This is a genomic window from Streptomyces sp. CAU 1734 (assembly GCF_039888735.1).
Lineage (GTDB): Bacteria > Actinomycetota > Actinomycetes > Streptomycetales > Streptomycetaceae > Streptomyces.
In genome coordinates, this window is the sequence record NZ_JBDQQP010000017.1 from 99436 (window position 1) to 121296 (window position 21861).

Annotated in this window: 18 protein-coding genes; 8 read left to right on the top strand and 10 right to left on the bottom strand. The window is 72.6% G+C overall.

The annotated features are described in order from the left end of the window. Window position 1: 1 nt before the first annotated feature. From AAFN69_RS28490 to AAFN69_RS28505, 4 genes are all read left to right on the top strand, one after another. Window positions 2-1456, top strand: coding sequence for an ATP-binding protein (locus tag AAFN69_RS28490; protein WP_347731722.1), 1455 nt, complete (start codon window positions 2-4; stop codon window positions 1454-1456). Next, complete coding sequence (locus AAFN69_RS28495; RefSeq protein ID WP_347731723.1) at window positions 1453-3060, top strand: fused response regulator/phosphatase; 1608 nt, start codon at window positions 1453-1455, stop codon at window positions 3058-3060. Before AAFN69_RS28490 ends, AAFN69_RS28495 begins: the two co-directional genes overlap by 4 nt. 252 nt (window positions 3061-3312) lie before the next feature. Continuing rightward, window positions 3313-7863 (top strand): HAMP domain-containing protein, encoded by a 4551-nt coding sequence (locus AAFN69_RS28500; RefSeq protein WP_347731724.1) that lies wholly within the window; start codon window positions 3313-3315, stop codon window positions 7861-7863. A 70-nt stretch (window positions 7864-7933) separates the two neighbouring features. Further along, a complete protein-coding gene (locus tag AAFN69_RS28505; protein WP_347731725.1) occupies window positions 7934-10375 on the top strand; it encodes a SpoIIE family protein phosphatase in 2442 nt (813 codons plus the stop codon). A gap of 31 nt (window positions 10376-10406) precedes the next feature. Here AAFN69_RS28505 and AAFN69_RS28510 read toward each other — a convergent pair whose 3' ends face one another. The 7 genes from AAFN69_RS28510 to AAFN69_RS28540 all read right to left on the bottom strand — a co-directional run bounded on the left by AAFN69_RS28510 (window position 10407) and on the right by AAFN69_RS28540 (window position 15313). Further along, window positions 10407-11732 carry an APC family permease gene (locus AAFN69_RS28510; RefSeq protein WP_347731726.1) on the bottom strand — a complete coding sequence of 442 codons (1326 nt, stop codon included), beginning with the start codon at window positions 11730-11732 and terminating at the stop codon, window positions 10407-10409. 118 nt (window positions 11733-11850) lie between these two features. Further along, window positions 11851-12162: a plasmid stabilization protein gene (locus AAFN69_RS28515; RefSeq protein ID WP_347731727.1), complete on the bottom strand. Its 312-nt coding sequence runs from the start codon at window positions 12160-12162 to the stop codon at window positions 11851-11853. Next, window positions 12162-12803 (bottom strand): hypothetical protein, encoded by a 642-nt coding sequence (locus AAFN69_RS28520; protein WP_347731728.1) that lies wholly within the window; start codon window positions 12801-12803, stop codon window positions 12162-12164. Before AAFN69_RS28520 ends, AAFN69_RS28515 begins: the two co-directional genes overlap by 1 nt. 214 nt (window positions 12804-13017) lie before the next feature. Beyond that, a complete protein-coding gene (locus tag AAFN69_RS28525) occupies window positions 13018-14031 on the bottom strand; it encodes an iron-containing redox enzyme family protein (protein ID WP_347731729.1) in 1014 nt (337 codons plus the stop codon). After that, window positions 14028-14267 (bottom strand): CDGSH iron-sulfur domain-containing protein, encoded by a 240-nt coding sequence (locus tag AAFN69_RS28530; RefSeq protein WP_347731730.1) that lies wholly within the window; start codon window positions 14265-14267, stop codon window positions 14028-14030. The genes AAFN69_RS28525 and AAFN69_RS28530 overlap by 4 nt, the downstream gene beginning before the upstream one ends. Then, the gene (locus AAFN69_RS28535; protein WP_347731731.1) at window positions 14248-14925 is read right to left on the bottom strand and encodes a HemK2/MTQ2 family protein methyltransferase; all 678 of its coding nucleotides are present in this window, start codon (window positions 14923-14925) and stop codon (window positions 14248-14250) included. The genes AAFN69_RS28530 and AAFN69_RS28535 overlap by 20 nt, the downstream gene beginning before the upstream one ends. A gap of 232 nt (window positions 14926-15157) precedes the next feature. After that, a complete protein-coding gene (locus tag AAFN69_RS28540; protein WP_347731792.1) occupies window positions 15158-15313 on the bottom strand; it encodes a DUF6131 family protein in 156 nt (51 codons plus the stop codon). Window positions 15314-15568: 255 nt separating this feature from the next. Here AAFN69_RS28540 and AAFN69_RS28545 point away from each other — a divergent pair, with 255 nt between their 5' ends. Next, window positions 15569-16018: an SRPBCC family protein gene (locus AAFN69_RS28545; RefSeq protein ID WP_347731732.1), complete on the top strand. Its 450-nt coding sequence runs from the start codon at window positions 15569-15571 to the stop codon at window positions 16016-16018. Window positions 16019-16235: 217 nt separating this feature from the next. Here the strand turns inward: AAFN69_RS28545 and AAFN69_RS28550 are convergent, their stop codons facing one another. Next, a complete protein-coding gene (locus AAFN69_RS28550; protein WP_347731793.1) occupies window positions 16236-17327 on the bottom strand; it encodes a glutamate--cysteine ligase in 1092 nt (363 codons plus the stop codon). A gap of 223 nt (window positions 17328-17550) precedes the next feature. Next, a complete protein-coding gene (locus tag AAFN69_RS28555) occupies window positions 17551-18441 on the bottom strand; it encodes a SigB/SigF/SigG family RNA polymerase sigma factor (RefSeq protein WP_347731733.1) in 891 nt (296 codons plus the stop codon). Window positions 18442-18646: 205 nt separating this feature from the next. On the opposite strand from AAFN69_RS28555, the gene AAFN69_RS28560 reads away from it, so the two are divergent. From AAFN69_RS28560 to AAFN69_RS28570, 3 genes are read left to right on the top strand one after another with little or no spacing between them, the layout of a single operon-like run. After that, the gene (locus tag AAFN69_RS28560; protein ID WP_347731734.1) at window positions 18647-19060 is read left to right on the top strand and encodes a phage holin family protein; all 414 of its coding nucleotides are present in this window, start codon (window positions 18647-18649) and stop codon (window positions 19058-19060) included. Next, window positions 19057-19395 (top strand): DUF3618 domain-containing protein, encoded by a 339-nt coding sequence (locus AAFN69_RS28565; RefSeq protein WP_347731735.1) that lies wholly within the window; start codon window positions 19057-19059, stop codon window positions 19393-19395. Before AAFN69_RS28560 ends, AAFN69_RS28565 begins: the two co-directional genes overlap by 4 nt. Continuing rightward, window positions 19392-19658: a DUF4235 domain-containing protein gene (locus tag AAFN69_RS28570; RefSeq protein WP_347731736.1), complete on the top strand. Its 267-nt coding sequence runs from the start codon at window positions 19392-19394 to the stop codon at window positions 19656-19658. The genes AAFN69_RS28565 and AAFN69_RS28570 overlap by 4 nt, the downstream gene beginning before the upstream one ends. Window positions 19659-19871: 213 nt before the next feature. Here AAFN69_RS28570 and AAFN69_RS28575 read toward each other — a convergent pair whose 3' ends face one another. After that, the gene (locus tag AAFN69_RS28575; protein ID WP_347731737.1) at window positions 19872-21293 is read right to left on the bottom strand and encodes a sulfatase-like hydrolase/transferase; all 1422 of its coding nucleotides are present in this window, start codon (window positions 21291-21293) and stop codon (window positions 19872-19874) included. Between the last annotated feature and the right edge of the window lie 568 nt (window positions 21294-21861).

Sequence of the window (21861 nt, forward strand, 5' to 3'; positions counted from 1 at the left end):
CGTGACACCTGACGATCCGGGGCACCTGCTGACCGTGCCCATCACCTCCGCGCAGGACGTCTTCTCACTGAGACGCAGCGGTCAGGAAGCCGCGGAACTGCTGCGGATGGAACGCCGGGACCAGGTGCGGCTGGCCACCGCCCTGAGCGAACTGGGCCGGGACAGGCTCGGCGCCGCCGGACTCACCGCCACCTTCGAACTGCACGAGGAGGGTGAACCGGCCCTGGCGGTGACCTTCCGGTGGGACGCGGGCACCGAACCCGCCCCGGAGGCGCTGGAACTGGCGACCCGGCTGGTGCACCGGGTCCGCCACACGGCCGCCGCGTCCCGCAACCGGCTCGTCCTGGAGCAGCCGGTTCCGGCGGGCTCCGTCTCCGCCGTGCGCCGGAGGAGCCTCCGTGAGGCCCTCCGGCGCACGGCTCCGGCCACCATGGCCGAGGATCTGCGCGCGCAGACCCGGGACCTGATCGCCACCCTGGAGGAGACCCGCGCCCAGAGCGAGGAACTCCGCCGGCTCAACGAGGAGCTGGAGGAGACCAACCGGGGCGTCATGGCGCTCTACACGGAGCTGTCGCAGGAGCTGGAGACCACCAACAGCGGTGTGGTGGCCCTCCACACCGAACTGGAGGACAAATCGCGCCGGCTGCGGGAGGCGAGCGCGGCCAAGACCCGGTTCTGGACACATGTCAGCCATGAGCTGCGCACCCCGGTCAACTCGGTCGTCGGACTCAGCCGGCTGGTGCTGGAACCCGGGCCGAACAGGCTCGACGAGGAGCAGCACCGGCAGCTCTCCATGATCGCGGCCTCGGGACAGACCCTGCTGTCCCTCGTGAACGACCTGCTGGACGTCGCCAAGGCGGAGTCCGGGCAGCTGGAGGTCCGGCCGGAGGCGGTCGATCTCCACGCGCTGATCGGAGAGCTCGGCGGTGTGCTGGCCGGCACACCGCGCGCGAGCGGTGTCGTGCTGAGCATGCCCGATCTGCACGGCTTTCCCCCGGTGGTCACGGACGAGGTGCTGCTGGCCAGGATTCTGCGCAATCTGCTCTCCAACTCCCTGAAGTTCACCGAGAGGGGCGAGGTGGTGCTGGCGGTCGGCGAGGTCGGGGAGCCGCATGGCTCCTGGCTGGCGTTCACCGTCACCGACAGCGGCATCGGCATCCCGGAGGCGGAGCAGCAACGGGTGTTCGAGGAGTTCTACCAGGTGCCGGGGCGGCATCAGCGCGGCCGGCCGGGCACCGGACTGGGCCTGCCCTATGCCCGGACCCTGGCCGAACTGCTCGGCGGTTCGCTGGTGCTGACCAGCGTGGAGGGGCAGGGCACCCGGGTCGAACTCCGCCTGCCGTACACGGCCGCGGGGCCGGAACCCCGCCCCGCTCCGCACTTCGCGGCGGTGCGGCCGCCCCCCGGCGCCCCCGGCGCCCACCCATCGGACGACGGGCGGGAGAACAGCTCATGAATCCGTTCTCGCGACACGACGGCGCGCCCGCCGTCGTGCTCGTCATCGACGACGACGCGACCAACCGCTACGTACTGAGCAGCTGGCTCCGGCGCGCCGGGCACACCGTTCTGGAGGCACCGGACGGGACCGCCGGGCTGGAGCTGCTGGAGCTGCCCGGTACGCCCGTGGTGGAAGCCGCGATCGTCGATGTCAATCTGCCGGACATGAGCGGCTTCGAGGTCTGCCGGGCCATCAAGACGAGCCCCCGCACCGCGGATGTGCCGGTGATCCATGTGTCGGCCGTGGCGCTCGGCGCCGACGATCACGCCCGGGGGCTCCAAGGCGGTGCGGACGCCTATCTCAACCAGCCCATCGACCGCGACGAGATGCTGGCCACGGTCACCGCGACGCTCCGGTACACCCGGGCGCGGCGACGGGCGGAGCATCTCGCCCGGCGGCTGCGGACACTGAACCGCACCACCCTGGACGTGTACAGGGCGGTGGGGTTCCACTCCTTCGCCGCCGCCGCGACCGGTGGTGCGGCGGCCCTGATGTCCTGTCCGGCGACGGCCGTCTTCCTCACCCCGGAGGGTCAGGTGGTGCACAGCGCGGTGCCGGGCCCCTCGGGGACTCCCCGGCTCTCGCCCGCCCGTCCCGATGTGCTGAACCGGCTCTCCTTCCAGGCGCTCGGCTCGGGCACCGGCGCCGAGATCACGGAGATCCCGCGGGCGCTGTGGCGGGCCCTGATGCCGTCCGATCCGCTGCGGGGGGACGTCTGCCTGATCGTGGCCCGCACCCAGAGAAGCCGGCCCCCGCTCTGTATCGCGGTCCCGGCCGGAGCACTGCACGGCACGGAGGACCGGGAGCTCCTCCAGCAGCTCGCGGTCGCCTCGGCGCTGGCCCTGGAGTCGCTGCGCAGCTACGCCGAGGAGCACTCCCTGGCGCTCGCCCTGCAGAAGACCTTCCTGCCCGACCGGCTCCCCTCGGTCCCGGGAATCGAGCTGGCCGTCCGCTACGTCCCGGCCAGCGCCAACGCGGAGATCGGCGGCGACTTCTACGAGGTCCTGGAGACCGCCGCCGGCCTGCTCGTCGCCATCGGCGACGTGGTCGGTCACTCCCTGGCCGCCGCCACGGTGATGGGCGAGATCCGGCACGCGCTGCGCGCCTACGCCCTGGAGGGCCATCCCCCGCACCATCTCCACGCCCGGCTGGAAACCCTGCTGGCGCACTCGCGGCCAGGGATCACGGCCACGCTCTGCCTCATTCTCATCGAGCCCGGCGGGCGGCGCGTCCATCTCTCCAACGCCGGCCACATTCCCCCGCTGCTGGTGGAGCCGGACGGGCGGGCCCGCTTCCTCCAGGATCACGGCCCGCTGCTGGGGCTGGGTCTGACCCACCCCGAGCCGGCCGTCCATGACACGGCACCCGGGGCCCGTCTGATCATGCTGACCGACGGACTGGTGGAGGAACGCGGCCGGGACCTCGACGAGAGTCTCCGGGACTTCGTCGCGGCGGTGTCGTCCGGCCCGGCCGATCTGGAGGCACTGAGCGACATGCTGCTGCGGGCCTTCGGTACGGAGAAGGACGACGACATCGCCCTCCTCGCGATACGACTGGACTGACACACCGACGGGTTCCCCGTTCGGGGAGGGGCCGTCCGGCGGGAGTGTCCCGTACTCCCCCGGCCGGATCCGGGTCACCCGGGCGGTTTCGCGGGCGTCGGCGCACGGGCGGAAAGCGTCCGAACCGGCGGACGGGCGAGGGTATCCTCAGACTCATTTGCTGTGCGGGCGCGTGGCGGCTCGGGCCGGTGCGGGCGGCGGTGTCCGCTCGGGCGGCCGGGCCGCACGGCCAGGGGATCGGGAGGGTGGGGCATGGCCGGAGCGGGAGCCCAGCGCACGGAGCACGGGCCGCGGGAGACGGGCGGATCCGGCGGGGTGGGTGAGCCGGAGCTGCGGCAGTTGCTGGCCGGGCTCACCGCGGTGCGGGACGGGGACTTCGGGACCCGTCTCCCCGGTGAGGCCGACGGACTGCTGGGCGAGATCGCCACCGTCTTCAACGGGATGGTCGATCAGTTGTCCCTGTTCACCTCCGAGGTGACACGGGTGGCCCGCGAGGTGGGTACCGAGGGAACACTCGGCGGGCAGGCGGAGGTCCCGGGTGTCTCCGGCACCTGGGCCGATCTCACCGACTCCGTCAACGCCATGGCGGGCAACCTCACCACGCAGGTCCGGGACATCGCGCAGGTCGCGACCGCCGTGGCCCGCGGCGACCTGTCCCAGAAGATCGACGTGGACGCGCGCGGGGAGATCCTGGAGCTCAAGAGCACGGTCAACACGATGGTGGACCAGCTCTCCGCCTTCGCCGACGAGGTCACCCGCGTCGCCCGCGAGGTCGGCAGCGAGGGGCGGCTGGGCGGGCAGGCGCAGGTGCCCGGGGTCGGCGGCGTATGGCGTGAGCTGACGGACTCGGTGAACTTCATGGCCGGCAATCTGACCGACCAGGTCCGCAATGTCGCGCAGGTGACCACGGCGGTCGCGAAGGGCGATCTCTCCCAGAAGATCACCGTGGACGCGCGCGGGGAGATCCTGGAGCTGAAGAACACCATCAACACCATGGTCGACCAGCTCTCCTCCTTCGCCGACGAGGTCACCCGGATGGCCCGCGAGGTGGGCACCGAGGGCCGGCTCGGCGGACAGGCCGACGTCAAGGGCGTCTCCGGCACCTGGCGGGATCTGACCGACTCGGTGAACTTCATGGCCGGCAACCTCACGGCCCAGGTGCGGTCCATCGCACAGGTGGCGACGGCGGTCGCCAAGGGCGACCTCTCGCAGAAGATCAATGTGACGGCGCGGGGCGAGATCCTGGAGCTGAAGAACACCATCAACACGATGGTGGACCAGCTCTCCGCGTTCGCGGACGAGGTCACCCGCGTCGCCCGCGAGGTCGGCACCGAGGGCCGGCTCGGCGGACAGGCCGACGTCAAGGGCGTCTCCGGCACCTGGAAGGACCTCACCGAGTCCGTCAATGTCATGGGTGACAATCTGACCGCGCAGGTGCGCTCGATCGCCGAGGTCACCACAGCCGTGGCCCAGGGGGATCTCTCCCAGAAGATCCGGGTGGACGCCCGGGGCGAGATCGCGGAGCTGAAGGAGACCATCAACACGATGGTCGACCAGCTCTCCGCCTTCGCCGACGAGGTCACCCGCGTCGCCCGCGAGGTCGGCACCGAGGGCAACCTCGGCGGACAGGCGACCGTGCGGGGAGTGTCGGGCACCTGGAAGGACCTCACCGACAACGTCAATGTGATGGCCTCGAACCTGACGGGCCAGGTCCGTTCCATCGCGCAGGTCGCCACCGCCGTGGCGCGGGGCGATCTGTCGCAGAAGATCACCGTTGAGGCGAAGGGCGAGGTCGCCGCGCTCGCCGAGGTGATCAACACCATGGTCGACACCCTCTCCGCGTTCGCCGACGAGGTGACCCGGGTGGCGCGGGAGGTGGGCACGGAGGGGCGGCTCGGCGGGCAGGCCAGAGTCCCCAACGTCGCCGGCACCTGGAAGGACCTCACCGACAACGTCAACTCCATGGCGAACAATCTGACCGGACAGGTACGCAACATCGCCCAGGTGACCACCGCGGTGGCCAACGGAGACCTGTCGAAGAAGATCGACGTCGACGCCCGTGGTGAGATCCTCGAGCTGAAGACCACCATCAACACGATGGTCGACCAGCTCTCCGCGTTCGCCGCCGAAGTCACCCGGGTGGCGCGGGAGGTGGGCAGCGAGGGGCGGCTCGGCGGCCAGGCCGAGGTGGAGGGCGTGTCCGGCACCTGGAAACGCCTCACCGAGAACGTCAACGAGCTCGCCGGAAACCTGACCCGCCAGGTGCGGGCCATCGCCGAGGTCGCCAGCGCCGTCGCCGAGGGCGATCTGACCCGCTCGATCACCGTGGACGCCTCCGGCGAGGTCGCCGAACTCAAGGACAACATCAACTCCATGGTCGGCTCGCTGCGCGAGACCACCCGGGCCAACCAGGAGCAGGACTGGCTCAAGTCCAATCTCGCCCGCATGTCCTCACTCATGCAGGGGCACCGCGACCTGTCCCTGGTGGCGGAGCTCGTGATGGACGAGCTGACCCCGCTGGTGGCCGCCCAGTACGGCGCCTTCTACCTCGCCGACGAGCATGCCGGGGGCACGGAGCTCACCCTGGTGGGCTGGTACGGACGCCCGCCGGGCAGCGTCACCGGCCGCTTCGGTCCGGGCGAGTCCCTGGTCGGCCAGGCCGCCCGCAGCCGCCGTACGATCGCCGCCGACGAGGTGCCGGGCGACTACGTCATCTCCTCCGGCCTGGGCCGGACGACTCCCGGCAGCCTGATCATCCTGCCGATCGTGGTCGAGGACCAGGTGCTGGGCGTCATCGAACTGGCCTCCTTCACTCCGTTCACGCCGGTCCACCGCGACTTCCTCGACCAGCTCATGGAGACCATCGGCGTCAACGTCAACACCATCGTCGCCAACGCGCGCACGGACGAGCTCCTCGGCGAGTCGCAGCGGCTCACCGGCGAACTCCAGGCGCGTTCCGCCGAGCTCCAGGTCCAGCAGGACGAACTCCAGCGCTCCAACGCCGAACTGGAGGAGAAGGCCGCCCTCCTCGCCACCCAGAACCACGACATCGAGACCAAGAACCAGGAGATCGAACAGGCCCGCCAGGAGCTGGAGACCCGCGCCCAGCAGCTCTCCCTCGCCTCCAAGTACAAGTCGGAGTTCCTGGCCAACATGAGCCATGAGCTGCGCACGCCCCTCAACAGCCTGCTGATTCTCGCCCAGCTCCTCGCGCAGAACCCCACCCGCAACCTCAGCCCCAAGCAGGTCGAGTACGCCGGGATCATCCACTCCGCCGGCTCCGACCTCCTTCAGCTGATCAACGACATCCTCGATCTGTCCAAGGTCGAGGCCGGGAAGATGGACATCCACCCGGCACGGATCCTGCTGCGGCAGCTCACCGCGGAGATCGAGGCGACATTCCGCCCGATGACCACCCAGAAGAGCCTCGGTTTCTCGATCACCACCGCGCCCGGCGCCCCCGCCGAGCTGGTCACCGACGACTCCCGGCTGCGGCAGGTGCTGCGCAATCTGCTCTCCAACGCCGTCAAGTTCACCGAGCACGGCAGCGTGGAACTCCGTATCGAACCGGCCGCGGAGTCGGAGCTGCCCGAGGGGATCGACCGCAGCGGGCCCGTCGTCGCCTTCCGGGTGAAGGACACCGGCATCGGCATCGCCGAGCGGCAACTCGAAGTCATCTTCGGCGCGTTCCAGCAGGCGGACGGCACCACCAGCCGCCGCTACGGCGGTACCGGACTGGGTCTGTCGATCAGCCGGGAGATCGCCCAGGTCCTCGGCGGCGTGGTGACGGCGCGGAGCACTCCCGGCAAGGGCAGCGTCTTCACTCTCTATCTTCCCTTCTCCTCGGCGGAGTTCGACGACCGGGCGGAGCGCTCCGCCCCGGCCGGGCCGCCGCCCCGTGAGGCGCAGCCCGCCGCGGTGCCCCGGCAGCAGCGCCGTCTGCTGGTGATCGAGGAGCGCCATCACGGGCTGCTCTCGCTCGTCGCCGAGAGCGCCGTGGCCGACCTCGCGGCCGGGCACGACCGGGCCGATCACCTGCCGGACGCCGCGGTGGTCACCGCGGCCGGCGCACAGGAGGCGGCCACCGCCCTGGCCGCCGAGCCGGTGCACTGCGTGGTCCTCGATCTGGGTCTGCCCGGTGACCAGGCGCTGCGCTTCCTGGAGCACATGGACGGCGATCCCGCGCTCACCGCGCTGCCCGTCCTCGCCCACAACAGCCGGCGTCTCGACCCGGCCCGGGAGCAGGCGCTGGCGCGGCGTTCCGAGACCCGGTCGCTGGAGCTGCTGTCCAGCCTGGACGAGCTGCGGGAACGCATCGCGCTCCATCTGGCCGCCGAGGAGCCCGGCGGAGTGGTGGCGCTGATCCGCGCCGAGGACGCGGGGCGGCTGGCGGCGCAGCCCGTGGACGCGTCGCTGGCCGAGCACACGGTTCTCGTCGTCGACGACGACGCGCGCAACCTCTACGCGCTCAGCGGGATCCTGGAACTCCACGGCATCGATGTGGTGCACGCGGAGAACGGCCGCAGGGGCATCGAGGCCCTCGTCCGCCATCCCCGGATCGACCTCATCCTGATGGATGTGATGATGCCCGAGATGGACGGCTACACCGCGACGGAGGAGATCCGCCGGATGCCCGCCTACACCGAGCTGCCGATCATCGCGGTGACCGCGAAGGCGATGCCGGGCGACCGGGAGAAGAGCCTGGCCTCCGGGGCGAGCGATTACGTGACCAAGCCGGTCGACGCGAACGACCTCATCGACTGCGTCCGCCGCTGGCTCCCCCCTCGGGGCACCACGCACTGAGGGGGACCGGGCGGTCGCCCTCCCCGGCCCTTCGACGACTTCCGGCCCAGAGTTCAGGGATCGATCCATCGTGAGCGCTACAGGCAGTTCCCGCAGACCCGGCCCGCAGGACCCGGCGGCGGCACGGGACACCCCGGACCTCCCCTCGGTCCCGGCCGGGTGCGCCGCGGCCGGCGGCTCGGCGGCGGCGGGCTCACCCGTCGGCCGGCTGGCGGCGACCGTGGAGCGCCTGCGGAGCGAGGTCCGGGCGGCCCAGGCGGCGGCGGACGGACGCGCGCTGACGGAGCTGGCCAAGGGCATTCTCATCGAGCGGCTCGGCTGCGGACCGGCCGAGGCCGCCCGGCAGCTCGCCGCCCTCGCCGGCCGGGCCGGCCTCACCCCGCTGGAGCTGGCCGCCGACATCGTCAACGAGGCCGCCCGCGACCAGGTCAGCCGGGTCGCCGCCGAGTTCCGCCGGCGCACCGCCCCCGATCCGGCCGGCCGGGCGGAGCCCACCACCGCGGTCCGGCTGCGGACGGCGGAGAGCGGCGTCCTGGCGGCCGACGACACCCAGGCCATCGCCCACGCCCTCCTCGACAACGCGCTGCGTCCGCTCGGCGCATGCGCGGTGGCGATCTGGACGGCGGCCGGGGACGGCTCCTTCGCGCTGGCCGGCTCCGCCGGGTTCACCGCCGGGGAGGCGGCACTCTGGCACCACGTACCGCCCGGGGTAGCCACCCTCGCCCGCCGGGCCCTGGACGCGCGCGAACCGGTCCACCTCGGCAGTCTCGCGGACTCGGCGGCTCCGTCCCTGGGGAGGTCTGCCTGGCCGCGGGGCGGCAGGATGGCCGTCCCGGCCGGCACCGGCGGCCGGCTGCACGGCGTGCTGGAGATCTGCTGGCCCGGTCCGCTGCCCGCGCAACCCCCGCGGAACGTGCGCCAGTTCGAGGCACTCGCCGAGCTGTGCGCCCACACCCTGGAGTCCCGGCCGGCGCCCGCCGCGGCGGCCGGGGCACAGCCCGGCCTCACCGAACTGATCGACCTCACGGAGGGGCTGGGCGACCCGGTACTCCTCCTCACCCCGCACCTCGACCCCGGCCGGCGGCTCGCCGACTTCCGCATCCGCCATGTCAACAGCGGCTTCACCGACCCCGCCGGACGCCCGTCCGCCCACATCCGGGGCGCCCTCCTGCTGGAGGCATACCCCCTGGCCGCCGAGGAGGGCGGCCTGTACGAGAAGGTGGAGCGGGTCCACGCCACCGGCGAGCCCTTCCGGGCCCGGCGCATGAGCCTCACCGCGCTGGTCGGCGACATCCCCCTCACCGCGGTCGCCGATGTCAGCGTCAGCCGCCACGGCGAATTCCTGGTGCTCGTCTGGCGGATCGAGGACGAGAGCGTCCGGCTGGCGAGCCTGCTCCAGCATGCCCAGCGCCTCGGACGCATCGGCGGGTTCGAGGAGGATCTGGCCACCGGCGAGATCACCTGGAACAGCCAGCTCTTCGATCTGCACGGCCGGCCGCCCACCGCGGCGCCCCTGCCCCTGCGGGACCTGGCCGCGCACGCCCACCCCGACGACACGGACGCCGTCGAGGGGTTCCTGTACACGCTCTTCCGGTACCGGCGTCCCGCCTCGGTGACGCTGCGGCTGCGGCGGCACGACGGGATCACCCGGCACATCCGTGTCGTCGCCGAGCCGGTCCTCGACTCGGAGCAGCGCGTCGGCACGGTGCGCGGGGCCTGTCAGGACATCTCCGCCCAGCACTGGACGGAGGTGGCGCTGCACGCCACCCGCGACCAGCTCGCCCACAGCGAGGCCGAGGTCGAGGAGCGCAACCGCCTCGCCCTCCAGCTCCAGCACGTCATCATGCCCCCGAGCCAGGGGCCGCTCGACCTGACCGGGCTGAGTGTCGCCGTGCGCTACCGCCCCGCCGCCACTCAGGCACTCGTCGGCGGCGACTGGTACGACAGCGTCGTCCTGCCCTGCGGGCGGATCCTGCTCTGTGTCGGCGACATCGCGGGCCACGGCATCGGCGCGGCGACCAGCATGGTCGTACTGCGCAACGCGCTGCGCGGGCTCGCGGTCACCGGCGCCGGCCCGGGCCAGCTCCTGACCTGGCTCAACCTCGTCACCCACCACCTCGCCGACCCGGTCACCGCCACCGCCGTCTGCGGCCTCTACGACCCCGGCACCCGCGTTCTGCGCTGGGCCCGCGCCGGGCATCTGCCGCCCGTCCTGATCCGCGACGGCGAAGCCCGCACCTTCCCGCTGGGGAGCGGACTCCTCCTGGGAGCGGTGGCGGATGTCACCTACCAGGACCAGGAGATGCGGCTGGAGGAGGGCGACACCCTGCTGATGTACTCCGACGGACTGATCGAACGCAAGGGCCTCGCCCTCAATGACTCCCTCGCCCACCTGCTCACCACGGCGGGTGGACCCGGCAGGCCGCTGGAACAGCTCCTCGACGACATCCTCGCCCACAGCCCCTCCGACACCGACGACGACACCTCCCTCATCGGCATCCGCCTCACCTGAACCACGGACACGAGAGAAGCGGGGGCGCCGCTCACCGGCTGTGCCGCAGGCGTGCGGCGGCCACCGCGCCCAGGACCGCGCCCAGGACGAGGACGAGGGATCCCCTCATCCAGACGTCGCGTTCGATCCGGGTGGCGAGCAGCACGCAGGACGCCGCTCCGAGGAGGGGGACGACCGCCGGTGCGCGGAAGTGGTCCCGCGCGGACGCGGTGCGGCGCAGCACGAGCGCCGAGGTGTTGACGAGGAAGAAGACCACCAGCAGGAGCAGGACCAGGGTCGACGCGAGGGTGGCCACATCGCCGGTGATCGCGAGGAGCAGCGAGAACGCGGTGGTGGTGACGATCGCCGCCCAGGGAGTGCGCCGGCCGGGCAGCACCCGCGACAGAAAGCGGGGCAGGAGGCGGTCCCGCGCCATGCCGTACGCCAGCCGGGAGCACATGATGCCCGAGAGGAGCGCTCCGTTGGCCACCGCCACCAGGGCGATGACGCTGAAGAGCCCCGGGGGGACGCCGCCGGCGGCGCGTACGACTTCGAGCAGCGGCCCGCTGGAGTCCGCCAGTTCCCCGGTGGGCACGGCCGCCGCGGCGGCGGCACCGACCAGGAGGTACACCACGCCGGCGGTGAATAGGGCGGCGAAGAGCGCTCTCGGATAGGCGCGCCGGGGGTCGCGGGTCTCCTCCGCCACATTGACGGAGGTCTCGAATCCGAGGAATGAGTAGTAGGCGAGCACGGCCCCGCTCAGCAGGGCCGCACCGGGCCCCTGATCGGTGGTTCCCAGCTCCGTGAGTCTTCCGGGGTCGCCGTCGCCGCGGAGAACGATCCAGCAGCCGAGACCGGTCACGAGCAGCAGTCCGCCGAGCTCGATGACGGTGGCGACGACATTGGCGCGCGTCGATTCGCTGATGCCCCGCGCGTTGAGCAGCGCCAGCGCCACCAGGAACACGGCCGTGGTGAGAGCCGCGGGGAGCGAAACGAACTCGGACAGATAGTCACCGGCGAAGCCGCGGGCCAGCGCGGCCACCGACACGACACCGGCGGCGAGCATGCAGAAGCCGGCCAGAAATCCGGCGAAGGGGCCGTAGGCCAGGGTCGCGTAGTGGGAAGCGCCGCCCGCGCGCGGGTACGCGGTGACGAGTTCGGCGTATGAGGCGGCCGTCAGCAGGGCCAGGCACAGCGCCACGGCCATGGGCGCCCACACCGCGCCCCCGGAGTCGGCCGCGACCCGGCCCACCAGGACGTACACACCCGCTCCGAGGACGTCCCCGACGATGAAGAAGTAGAGCAGCGGTGTGGTGAGGGCCTTCTTGAGCGGCGTCGGCGCGTCCGGCGGCGGGGACGCGAGGCGGGGGGTGTTCACGAGGAGCCGTGTCCCCGTCGGTGCCGGTGCCGGGGAGTGGCGGCGGCCGTGCGGGTGCCCACGCGAATGCCCGGCGGCCCGGACGGACGGCCGTGCGGTCCCCGCGAGCCGGCCCGGCTCATCGGCCGAGTGCGCGCTTGAGTTCCCGTGTGTTCATGGTGGAACGGCCGTCGGTGTTCTTCTTCCTCGCCTCCGCGCAGTGCTGTTCCCCGGTCGGGCCCCGCGCTCCGCCGCTGGAGCGCTGCCCGCCCCGCTCGGGCGCGGACTTCGGATCGCGCGTGGAGGTCCGGCTCGCCGTCCGTGACTCTCCGGCCCGGGCGCGTTCCTTGTCGACCGTGCGAGCAGCGAGCTCCCCGGCCCGGTCCCGGGAGGTGCCCCCGCTCCCCGATCCAGCCCGATCCGTGAGAAACGACCTCGATCCCGCGGGCATCACACGATGCCTCCGCCCGGGTCCGCGCACAGCTCACCGGGACGGCCCCGGCCCGGTTCGCCGGTTCCGACAGCCGGCCGGGCACCACGCCGTTCCCACCACCGGCCGGTGTCGCGGCCTCCCGGCCAGAGGCGGCGGAGTCGCCGCCACGGCCGGGGCCGTCCCGGCCGGTGTCGCGCCGGCGGAAAGGAAAGGACGCCGCCGGCCGTCCGTACGGGCCCGGGAGCGGGCACCCAGCCGGGCGCGCCGCCGAAGAGCAGGCGCCGGAGGTCCTCCAGATGTTCCCGCTGTGCGGCGATCCGGGCGCTCAGCACACGTACCTCCGCCTCGGCCAGTCGCCGCTGGGAGAGTGCGTCGGCCAGCTCCCGGCGCAACCGCCCGATGTCCGGGGGCGAGGCGTCCGGCCCGGTTGGGGCGGTCCTGTCCCCCGCCCCTTCGGTACCGGACGGCTCAACCGCCGGCGCCGGAGTGTTCAGCGGCGCGCCCATGGCCGGCAGCTCCTCCGCGGGGATCAGCCATCCCCGTACCGGATCCTGGCGGGCGCCCGGGAAGCCGCCGTTCTCCCGGCGGCGGCGGATCGTGGACAGCGAGACCGCGCACGCCGCGGCGGCCTCCCTCTGCGAGAGCAAAGATCGTTCCATAACAAGACATACTGCCCCCGGGGTGCGGAAATCTGCCTGCCGGGCGGCCGCGAACCATACGAATGCCTCGCGCCGTCGCCCGCGCGGAGTCCCGATCCGGTGCGGACCGTCCGGGCCTCCGCGGCGGCCCCGGGAGAGTCGCGGTCCGGGGGTGGCGCGGCCCGCGGCCCCGGCGACGGCAGCCCGGCGGGCCCGCGGCCCGTGCCGCGAGTGCTCAGGCGCCGTCCGCCGGGTGCGGGCGCAGTGAGGTGCGGCTGGCCCTCCAGGCGGTGAGCAGATGGTCGCCGAGCCGGGTTTCGGCCCATTCGGTGGCGTCGATGCCGAAGGCGATGTCCCGGTCGAGCGAGGGTTCGGTTTCCAGGAGGCCGCCGATGACGTCCCGGCGGACGATCTGCTCATGGACCGCGTCGGCTTCGACGTGCTCGGCGTAGAAGTGGACGGCCGCGGGCGCCGCGCCGACACGTTCGAGGCCCTGGGCGAGACGCCGGGAGCCGGGCGACGAGGTGATCTCCACAGCGGCGAAGTGGCCCACCAGCGCTCCGCGCAGCGCCCGGTGGAGACCGAAGAGGGACATGAGGTTGACGCTCGTCAGCATCTCCGCGACGGCCGAGTCGACGTAGTGCCCGTAGGCGGTGTCCAGGCCGAGGCCGGCCATCAGATCGGCGAAGAGCCGGGCGTGGACGCGTTCGGCCCGTCCGGCGCCGAATTCGTCGTACTCGACGGCCACCATGGCCGCCTTCGCGCGGCCGGTCAGCCGCGGAATGACCCAGGCGTGCGGGTCGGCCTCCTTGAGGTGGTAGAGGGAGCGCTGGGCCGCGTACTCCCGGAAATGCCACAGCTCCCCCTCCTCCTTGAGGAAATGGGACGGGCCGCGGGCGTCGACGGGTTCGACGAGGATGCCGGCGAGCGCCTCCTCGGCGCTCCTGGGCGGCCCGGCGTCGGCCCGGAGCGCGGAGAGGAAGAGGTGCTCGATCCCGGCCCGCAGCCGCAGCAGCCCGGGATCCCACTCCCACCGGGGATCGACGCCGGCGAAGCCGCGGTAGTGCAGTTCGTAGCAGAGGTGGAGCGCCAGTTGCAGATCGTCCCCGTACGGGTCGGCCGCCGGTGTCACCTGTTCCGGCAGGGGCGTTCCCGGCGGGAGGGTCAGCGCCGCCAGGACGGCGTGCGAGAGTTCGCCCCGGGGGTGGGGCAGCGCGGGGCCGGGATCGTCCTGTGCGGGGGTGGTCATCCGGTGTGCCTCTTCTCCCGTCGCCGGTGGCTGGTGTCGCACCACGGGAGGGTGCGGCTGCGGCGGCAGACACAGAGCGCGACGGTGAACCGGTCCGACACCGCGGTGCTGCCGTCGTCCAGGACGACCTCCACAGGGCCCTCCACGAGAACCGGCCCGTCTCCCGTCACCGTGACGCGGCGCGGTCGCCCGCGAGGTGCCTCCGCGGGCGGTTGCTCAGCGGGTCCGTTCGGCACGGATGATCACCAGCTCTTCCTTCTCCTCATGGACACCGATGAGTCCGCGCTCCCTCAGCCATGCGCGGCGCGAGCGGAGCACGGGGCCGAAGGGCACCTCGGACCGGTCGGCCACATCGGCGCGGAGGCCGGACCGCTCCAGCGCCGCCAGGGTCGGCGGGACGCCGCACAGCGCGGAGTGCACGAGCAGCATCACACCGCCGGGGCGCAGTGCCGTGTGGGCGCTGCGGCAGATCCGGTTCAGCAGGAGGCGTCCGTCGGCGCCGGCGTCCCAGGCCACCGCGGCGCCGTGGGGGCGGGCGCCGGGCCCGGGTGCCGGGACATAGGGCGGGTTGCTCACGATGAGGTCGAACCGGCGGCCGGCGACGGGGGCGAAGAGGTCACCGTGGAGCACCTCGACGGGCAGCCGGGCGAGCCGGGCGTTGAGCCGGGCGGTGAGGACGGCGCGGTAGGTGGTGTCGACCGCGGTGACACGGGCGCCCCGCCCGGCCGCGGCCAGGGCGAGCGCGCCGGTGCCGGTGCCCATGTCGAGGACGGCCGTGCCCGCCGCCACGATCTCGCGGTCCAGGGCCCGGGCCAGCAGCAGGGTGTCCTCCTGTGGGCCGTACACCGTCCATGGCGCCAGCAGCCGGCCGCCCGTGGTCTCGTTCCGCGTCATCACATCGAGCATGTGCACCTCGCAGCCTGCGCCCCCGGGCCGTCACCGGGTGTGCCCACGGGGCGGGCCGGATCGGGGAAGGGGCGTTGTGCGGGCGGGCCTCGTTCGGCACACCCGGTCTTCGCGTCGCTCTTCCGCCTGCCCGGCGGAACGCTCTTCACGCGGCCGGCCGGCCCGGGGTTCGCGGCCGGCCGGCCCGGGGTTCGCGGCCGGCCCGGGGCGGGGTGTCCGGCTACCAGTAGTGGCGCCGGCCTCCCACCGCGTGTCCCAGGGCTCCCAGGACCCACAGCACGACGCCGATCCCGATCAGGATGATCCCGATCGTCCACAGAATGCCGATGCCTGCCACCAGGCCGATGATCAATAGCACAAGGCCGAGGATGATCATGGTGTCTCCGGTCATGGAACGGCCCCCTCACTCCAGGGGACACCCATTCGGCCCGCGGCACAACAGGCCGGGCGGCCCCACCGGATTCCGCACCTCTTCCCAACGGGCCGATCAAAGGCATCGAGCCAGGTCAGGGCCCTGTGGGCGCCTTGTTTCCGGCGCCCGCCGGGCCCGTTCCGCGGCTTGCGCCGTGTCGGACGGAACATCCCGGGTACGCGCTGCTCTGTCACCGTCCGATCACCACAGGGAGTGAACATGTCGAAGATCGAGGAGTCCGTCGAGGTCGCCGTACCGGTGAGCACGGCCTACAACCAGTGGACTCAGTTCGAGGAGTTCCCGCGGTTCATGGACGCGGTGGAGCGGATCGAGCAGCGCACACCCACCCTGACGCACTGGGTCACGAAGGTGGACGGAGTGAGCCGGGAGTTCGACGCGGAGATCACCGAGCAGGTCCCCGACGAGCGGGTCGCCTGGACCACCGTTCAGGGCGAGGTGCGCCAGGCCGGAGTGGTCACCTTCCACCGCCTGGACGACACGCACAGCAAGGTGATGCTCCAGCTCGACCACGACCCGCGGGGAATCGCCGACACCGTCGCCGACAAGCTCGGCTTCGTCCGCCGCCAGGCCAAGAGCGATCTGAAGAACTTCAAGGAGTTCATCGAGTCCCGCGGATCGGAGACCGGCGCCTGGCGCGGCACCGCCTGAGGCCGCGCCGGCTTCCCCGCCGGAGGACCCGGAACACGGCACAACCCGTCCGCGGGGCGCCCCGCGGACGGGTGCCTCCCCGGCGGCGGCCGACGCCATGTGTACGGGCGGAGGCGGTCACGGGCCGCATGTGCGCGAGGCGCAGCCGAGGGGATGCCGCCGCACCCTCGGGCACCCCGGCCGTACATCCGGCCCGTGACCGCCCCGGGCGCGCGGCCTACCCGCTGGTGCGCCGTACGCACTCGCCCACCACGGCGGGCAGTTCACCGGTGCGGGCCAGCAGCTCGCGCTGGATGTGCGCGCCGCTGCCCGTCTTCAGCAGCAGGGCCAGCGCCTCCTGAACGGCCAGCAGGTCGCCGGTGTCCTCCAGCGCATCCCGTACGTGGTCGAACAGCGCGCGCACCACGGCCTCGGCGGGGGCGGGCCGCATGGTCAGGGGGTGGAGCAGCCGGCCCTCCAGCCCGGAGCGCGCCGCCCTCCACGCGGCCAGCCGCAGCACCTCCGTGCGGTGACGGGACGGCGGCAGGCCCGCCTTCCACTGTGCGGCGGCGGTCTCCACCAGAGCCCGGGCCAGGGTGGCGATCAGCACGGTGGTGGAGGAGTCCAGACACACATCGGCGACCCTGATCTCGACGGTGGGGTACGCGGCCGAGAGGCGGGCGTCGAAGTAGACCATCCCCTCGTCGAGCAGCGCGCCGGTGCCGACCATGTCCCGTACCTGCTCGTGATACCGCTCGGCCGAGCCGAAGACCTCCACCGGGCCGGCCGAGGGCCACCGGCCCCACACCCGGCTGCGGTAGCTGCTGTACCCGCTGTCCTGCCCCTGCCAGAAGGGGGAGTTCGCGCTCATGGCGAGCAGGACGGACAGCCAGGGGCGGATCCGGTCGAGGACCCCGACTCCCTCCTCGTCGGACTCCACCGACACATGCACATGACAGCCGCAGGTGAGCTGTTCCTGGGTGGTCAGTCCGAAGTGCTCCTCCAGCCAGCGGTGCCGCTCGCCGAACCCCAGGGAGGGGCTGACCGACAGCGGGGAGGTCCCGAGCGCGACGACCGCCGCACCGAGTCCTTCCGCATGCCGTGACGCCTCGGCCCGGCAGCGGTCGATCTCCGCCGCCAGCTCACCCATGTCGGTCTGCGGCCGGGTGGCGAACTCCACCTGCTGACGGTGCAGCTCCGCCTCGAAGACGTCCTCCTGTCCGCCGGCCTCCCGCTCCGCGGCGGCCAGCACCGCCGTCGCCAGCGCCCTCGGCTCACCGCTGACCGCGTCCACCAGGAGGAGTTCCTCCTCCACACCCACACTCCGCACCACAACCGCCTTCCCGCCGCCAACTGCCCCGCACCGATGGGGGCACCGCTGGTACCGATGTCGAATCCACTTCATCCTGCTGCCCCGGAACGAGACGCCGGCGAGCCCGCCTCCGGCTCCGGCGCGCGGCCACCCGCACGGCGGACACCCCGGAGGCGGGCTCCGTGACCGGCCGCGGCCCGTCCCCGGTTCTCAGGTTCTCAAGTTCTCAGTCCGTCAATTCTCAGTTCTCGGTGAGCAGTCCCGCACGGAGCCGGCCGAGGGTCCGGGTCAGCAGACGGGAGACATGCATCTGGGAGAGGTCCAGCTCCGCGCCGATGGCCGCCTGTGTCATCTCCCGGCCGAAACGCATCTCCAGAATGCGGCGGTCCCGGTCGTCCAGCTCCCCCAGCAGCGGCGCGAGCGCGTGGAAGTCGTCCACGAGTTCCATCGCCGGGTCGACATCGCCGATGATGTCGCCGTACGACCGGCCGCCCTGAGGCGGACTGTCCTCGGAGTCGGCCGCCGGCAGGTCGAGGGAGCCCGCGGTGTAGCCGTTGGCCGCCACCATACCCTCGATGACCTCGTCCTCGCCGAGACCGAGGAACTCGGCCAGCTCGGCGACCGTGGCGTCGCGGCCCAGTGCCGCGGCGAGACCGTCGCGGGCCTTCGCCAGCTCGGTCCGCAGCTCCTGGAGGCGGCGCGGAACATGCACCGCCCACGAGGAGTCCCGGAAGTACCGCTTGATCTCGCCCACGATGTACGGGACGGCGAAGGTGGTGAACTCCACCTCGCGGCTCAGGTCGAACCGGTCGATCGCCTTGATCAGGCCGACCGTGCCGACTTGGACGATGTCCTCCATCTCCCCGCCGCCGCGGTTGCGGAACCGGCGCGCGGCGAAACGCACCAGGGAGAGGTTCATCTCGATCAGGGTGTTGCGGGCGTACTGGTACTCCGGCGTGCCCTCCTCCAGATCGCGCAGGCGGTCGAAGAAGACTCTCGACAGGCCCTTGGCGTCCCTGGGGGCCATCCGGGACGGGTCTGCCACCCGCGGCAGACCGTTCACCGGCGCGCGGCCGGTCGTGCGCTTGTACGCGGTGCTGTCACGGTACGGGGCGGATATGGCGCTCGTCATCGCGGCCGGACTCCCTTCGGGCGGAGGTGAGGTGTGCAGCTGCGCCTTCCCCCATTCGGCGGGCGCACACGCGTCATCGCCCTCCCATCGGTGCGTGCACCCTGATGCCCGCGGCTCGGACACGGGCGGGGCCGGATGCCCGGGGCGCATGGGGTGGCGTGCCGGGGGTACGCGGTGGCACACGGAGCGAGGAAAGGTCGTGTGTATGGACAGGCCACTGGGCCCCCCGCCCTCCGACGGCAAATCCGTGGGAGAGCTGGTCGCGGAGGCGTCCGGCCAGTTCTCCCGATTGGTGGGGCAGGAGCTCGCCCTGGCGCAGGCGGAGCTGAAGGAGAAGGGCAGAAGACTCGGGCGGGGCGGCGGGCTCCTCGGCGGCGCGGGGCTCGTCGCCGTGCTGGCGCTTCAGTCGCTGGTGGCCACCGCCGTCATCGCGCTCGCCATCCTCCTGCCGCTGTGGCTGTCCGCGCTCGCGATCACGCTCGTGCTGTTCGCGACAGCCGGAGTTCTCGCCGTCGCGGGCAGGAAGGAAGTCGGGCGGGCGGCCCCGCCCGCACCGAGGCGGGCCGTCGCCAATGTGAAGGCCGATGTCGCCCAGATCAAGGAGAGCGCACACCGATGAACGACAACACCCCCACCGGACAGGACTCCACCCCCGACGCGCTGCGCGAGCAGGCCCGGGCCACCCGCGAGGAGCTCGGGCACACGGTCGAGGCACTGGCGGCGAAAGCCGACATCACGGCACAGGCCAAGCAGAAGGCGGACATCGTACGGCAGCAGGTCCAGGACACGGCGGTGCATGCCTGGACGGTGGCACGGGACAGGACACCCGAACCCGTCCGCGAGAAGGCCGCCCGGGCGGTCACCACGGCGAACCGGAACCGGGGCCTGGTCATCGGCGGCATCGCCGCGCTCACCTTCGTCCTGGTTGTCCGCCGGCAGCGGGGCGGCCGGTGAAAGCCTCCAAAATCGCCTACAAGCCCGTCGGAGTGACGCTGGGAGCGATCAGCGGCGTACTCGCCACGGCGGTGTTCAAGCAGGTCTGGAGGAAGCTCGGCCACGAGGACGACGCACCGGGCGCCACCGATCGAGACCATGCCTGGCGGGAGGTACTCTTCGCCGCCGCGATCCAGGGCGCCGTGTTCTCCACGGTCAAGGCCGCGGTCGACCGCGCCGGAGCCACCGCCGTCCACCGTCTCTCCGGCACCTGGCCCGGATAGCCCGGCGCGGCATGGACGGCGTGCGCGGCATGCGCCGCGCGGCGCGGACGGCAGCGCACCGCGCGCGATGCCGAGCCGGGGTGTCCCTCGCACGGCATCGCGCGCGGGAGGCATCACGGATCCCTCGGCCGGCGCCGCCGGCACCCCCGCCCGAGGTGCCGGCGCGCGGGCCGGCCCGAACCGCCCGCGCGCCGGAGGCTCGGGCACGGCGGCTCAGACGGGGTACGGCAGCAGCCCCCGGTCGATCCGTTCCCACGCGGTCCTCAGCTCCGCGAGCAGTCCGGGCCGTACCGAGGACTTGTCGGCCTGCTCCCTGATGTCCTCCGACAGCCGGTGGAGGCGGTCCCGGCCGTCCTTTCCGCGGTAGTACTTCCACTCGCCCCGCCGCAGGGCCCGCTCCCCCCGGACCCGCCAGAACAGGTCGCGCTCGGGCACCTCGGCGCCGTGGAGCAGATGGCCCGCGAGGCTGACGCCGTCGAGGGGGTACGCCGGATGGGGCCGCGCCCCGCCCACCTCCAGCAGGGTCGCGGTCCAGTCGGGGGTGTACACCGGGAGACGGCTGACCTGCCCGCCGTCGATCTGCGCGGGCCAGCGCAGAATCGAGGGCACCCGGATGCCGCCGTCCTGGAGCGACCCCTTGTTGCCGCTGAGCGGCCAGTTGTGCGAGAAGCGCTCGCCGCCGTTGTCGCTGGCGAAGAAGACCAGGGTGTCCTCCTCCTGCCCGGACCGCCTCAGGGCGGTGAGCACCCTGCCGACCGAGCGGTCGAGATCCTCGACCAGCTGCCGGTACTTCGCGAGCGAGCCCCCGTCCTGGTGCCACAGGGCCCGCCGGTCCCCCGCCTTGATCCGGCGGACGATCTCGGCGCTGGTCTCCTCGTCGCCGTCGGCGATCCATGGCCAGTGCGGGGTGGTGAAGTTGAGGTTGAGGAGCCAGGGGGTGCGCCCGTGGTCCCGGCTCACATACTCGGCGGCCCGTTCGGTCAGGATGCGGGTGTAGTAGCGCAGATCTCTGTACTGGGCGTCGCCTTCGTAGAGGTCGTACTCACCACCGGAGCTCAGCTTGGAGTAGTACTCCAGCGCCCCGCCGAAGTTGCCGAAGAATTCGTCCCAGCCGGACCGGGTGGGGCTGTAGTCGGGCAGATAACCGCAGTGCCACTTGCCGATCAGCGCGGTTCGGTATCCGGCGTCGCGCAGGAGAGAGGCAAGGGTGGGGTGGGTGGGTTCGAGCCCCGCCGACCGGTCGGCGAACGGTTCGGCCAGCCCGCCCTTCGTGCGCCCCGGATAGCGGCCGGTGTAGAGGCTGAAGCGAGTGGGCGAGCAGGTCGCCGAGCCGCTGTACGCGTCGGTGAACCGGACGCCCTGCCGGGCGAGCCGGTCCAGATGCGGCGTACGGATGTCCGGGGAGCCGTAGGAGGACAGATCGGCCCAGCCCAGGTCGTCGCCCAGGATGAACAGCACATTGGGGCGGCGGGCACCCCGGCCGGATGCGCGGGCGGCGCGGAACGGGCGTTCGGCGGGGGGTGTTCCGCCGCTGTCGGCGGCGGCGTCGGCGGCGGACAGCCCGAGGGCCGCCACGGCCCCGGCGGCGGTACCGCCGAAGGCACGCCGGGACAGAGAGGGGTCGGAGGAGGTCACAGAGGTGCTCCAGGGCAGGGGGACGGGCTCCGCGGGATGCGTGGCACCGCGCGGGGACGGGGAACGGGGAACCGCGAAGCGGGTGGCGGAGGTGAGGGGAGCCGTGGGCCGGACGTGTCCGGTCAGCCGGAGGGCCGGCGAGGTGTCAGGGCACGGCGGGGCGCGTCAGACGCGGCGACAGATGGCGCTCGCGACACGGACCAGGTCGACGTGGCGGCGCTCCACAAGACGGACCCGCAGGTCACCCAGTGGCTGCATGCCTCCAGACCCTTCCCGATGCCCCTCCTCCTGTCAACGCCCCGCCCACTCACCGGAACAGGACCCGGTCCGGCACGCGCGCGCCGGGACGGCCGGCGACGGGAGCCGGGGGTCCTGTGCGGAGCCGGCTTCGGCGGGCGCCCGTTGGCGGACCGGGAACGCGCCGCCCGGTATCAGGGCGCGTGATCGGTACCAGCAGCGTCATGTATTGGACTGGCCGCCTCCCGGCCGGAAGACTTGTCCCCGGTCCATCCGGGCCGTACCGAACCTCCCCTTTCCACGTGTGTGAACAGGCGCCGCGCCGGCTGTC

Bases quoted from the DNA above. Each gene is read 5' to 3' on its own strand.
- AAFN69_RS28540 (WP_347731792.1), bottom strand. From the start codon at position 15,313: ATGATCATCCTCGGCCTTGTGCTATTGATCATCGGCCTGGTGGCAGGC.
- AAFN69_RS28545 (WP_347731732.1), top strand. From the start codon at position 15,569: ATGTCGAAGATCGAGGAGTCCGTCGAGGTCGCCGTACCGGTGAGCACG.
- AAFN69_RS28515 (WP_347731727.1), bottom strand. From the start codon at position 12,162: ATGCCCGCGGGATCGAGGTCGTTTCTCACGGATCGGGCTGGATCGGGG.
- AAFN69_RS28555 (WP_347731733.1), bottom strand. From the start codon at position 18,441: ATGACGAGCGCCATATCCGCCCCGTACCGTGACAGCACCGCGTACAAG.
- AAFN69_RS28495 (WP_347731723.1), top strand. From the start codon at position 1,453: ATGAATCCGTTCTCGCGACACGACGGCGCGCCCGCCGTCGTGCTCGTC.
- AAFN69_RS28565 (WP_347731735.1), top strand. From the start codon at position 19,057: ATGAACGACAACACCCCCACCGGACAGGACTCCACCCCCGACGCGCTG.
- AAFN69_RS28560 (WP_347731734.1), top strand. From the start codon at position 18,647: ATGGACAGGCCACTGGGCCCCCCGCCCTCCGACGGCAAATCCGTGGGA.
- AAFN69_RS28500 (WP_347731724.1), top strand. From the start codon at position 3,313: ATGGCCGGAGCGGGAGCCCAGCGCACGGAGCACGGGCCGCGGGAGACG.
- AAFN69_RS28520 (WP_347731728.1), bottom strand. From the start codon at position 12,803: ATGGAACGATCTTTGCTCTCGCAGAGGGAGGCCGCCGCGGCGTGCGCG.
- AAFN69_RS28535 (WP_347731731.1), bottom strand. From the start codon at position 14,925: ATGACGCGGAACGAGACCACGGGCGGCCGGCTGCTGGCGCCATGGACG.
- AAFN69_RS28525 (WP_347731729.1), bottom strand. From the start codon at position 14,031: ATGACCACCCCCGCACAGGACGATCCCGGCCCCGCGCTGCCCCACCCC.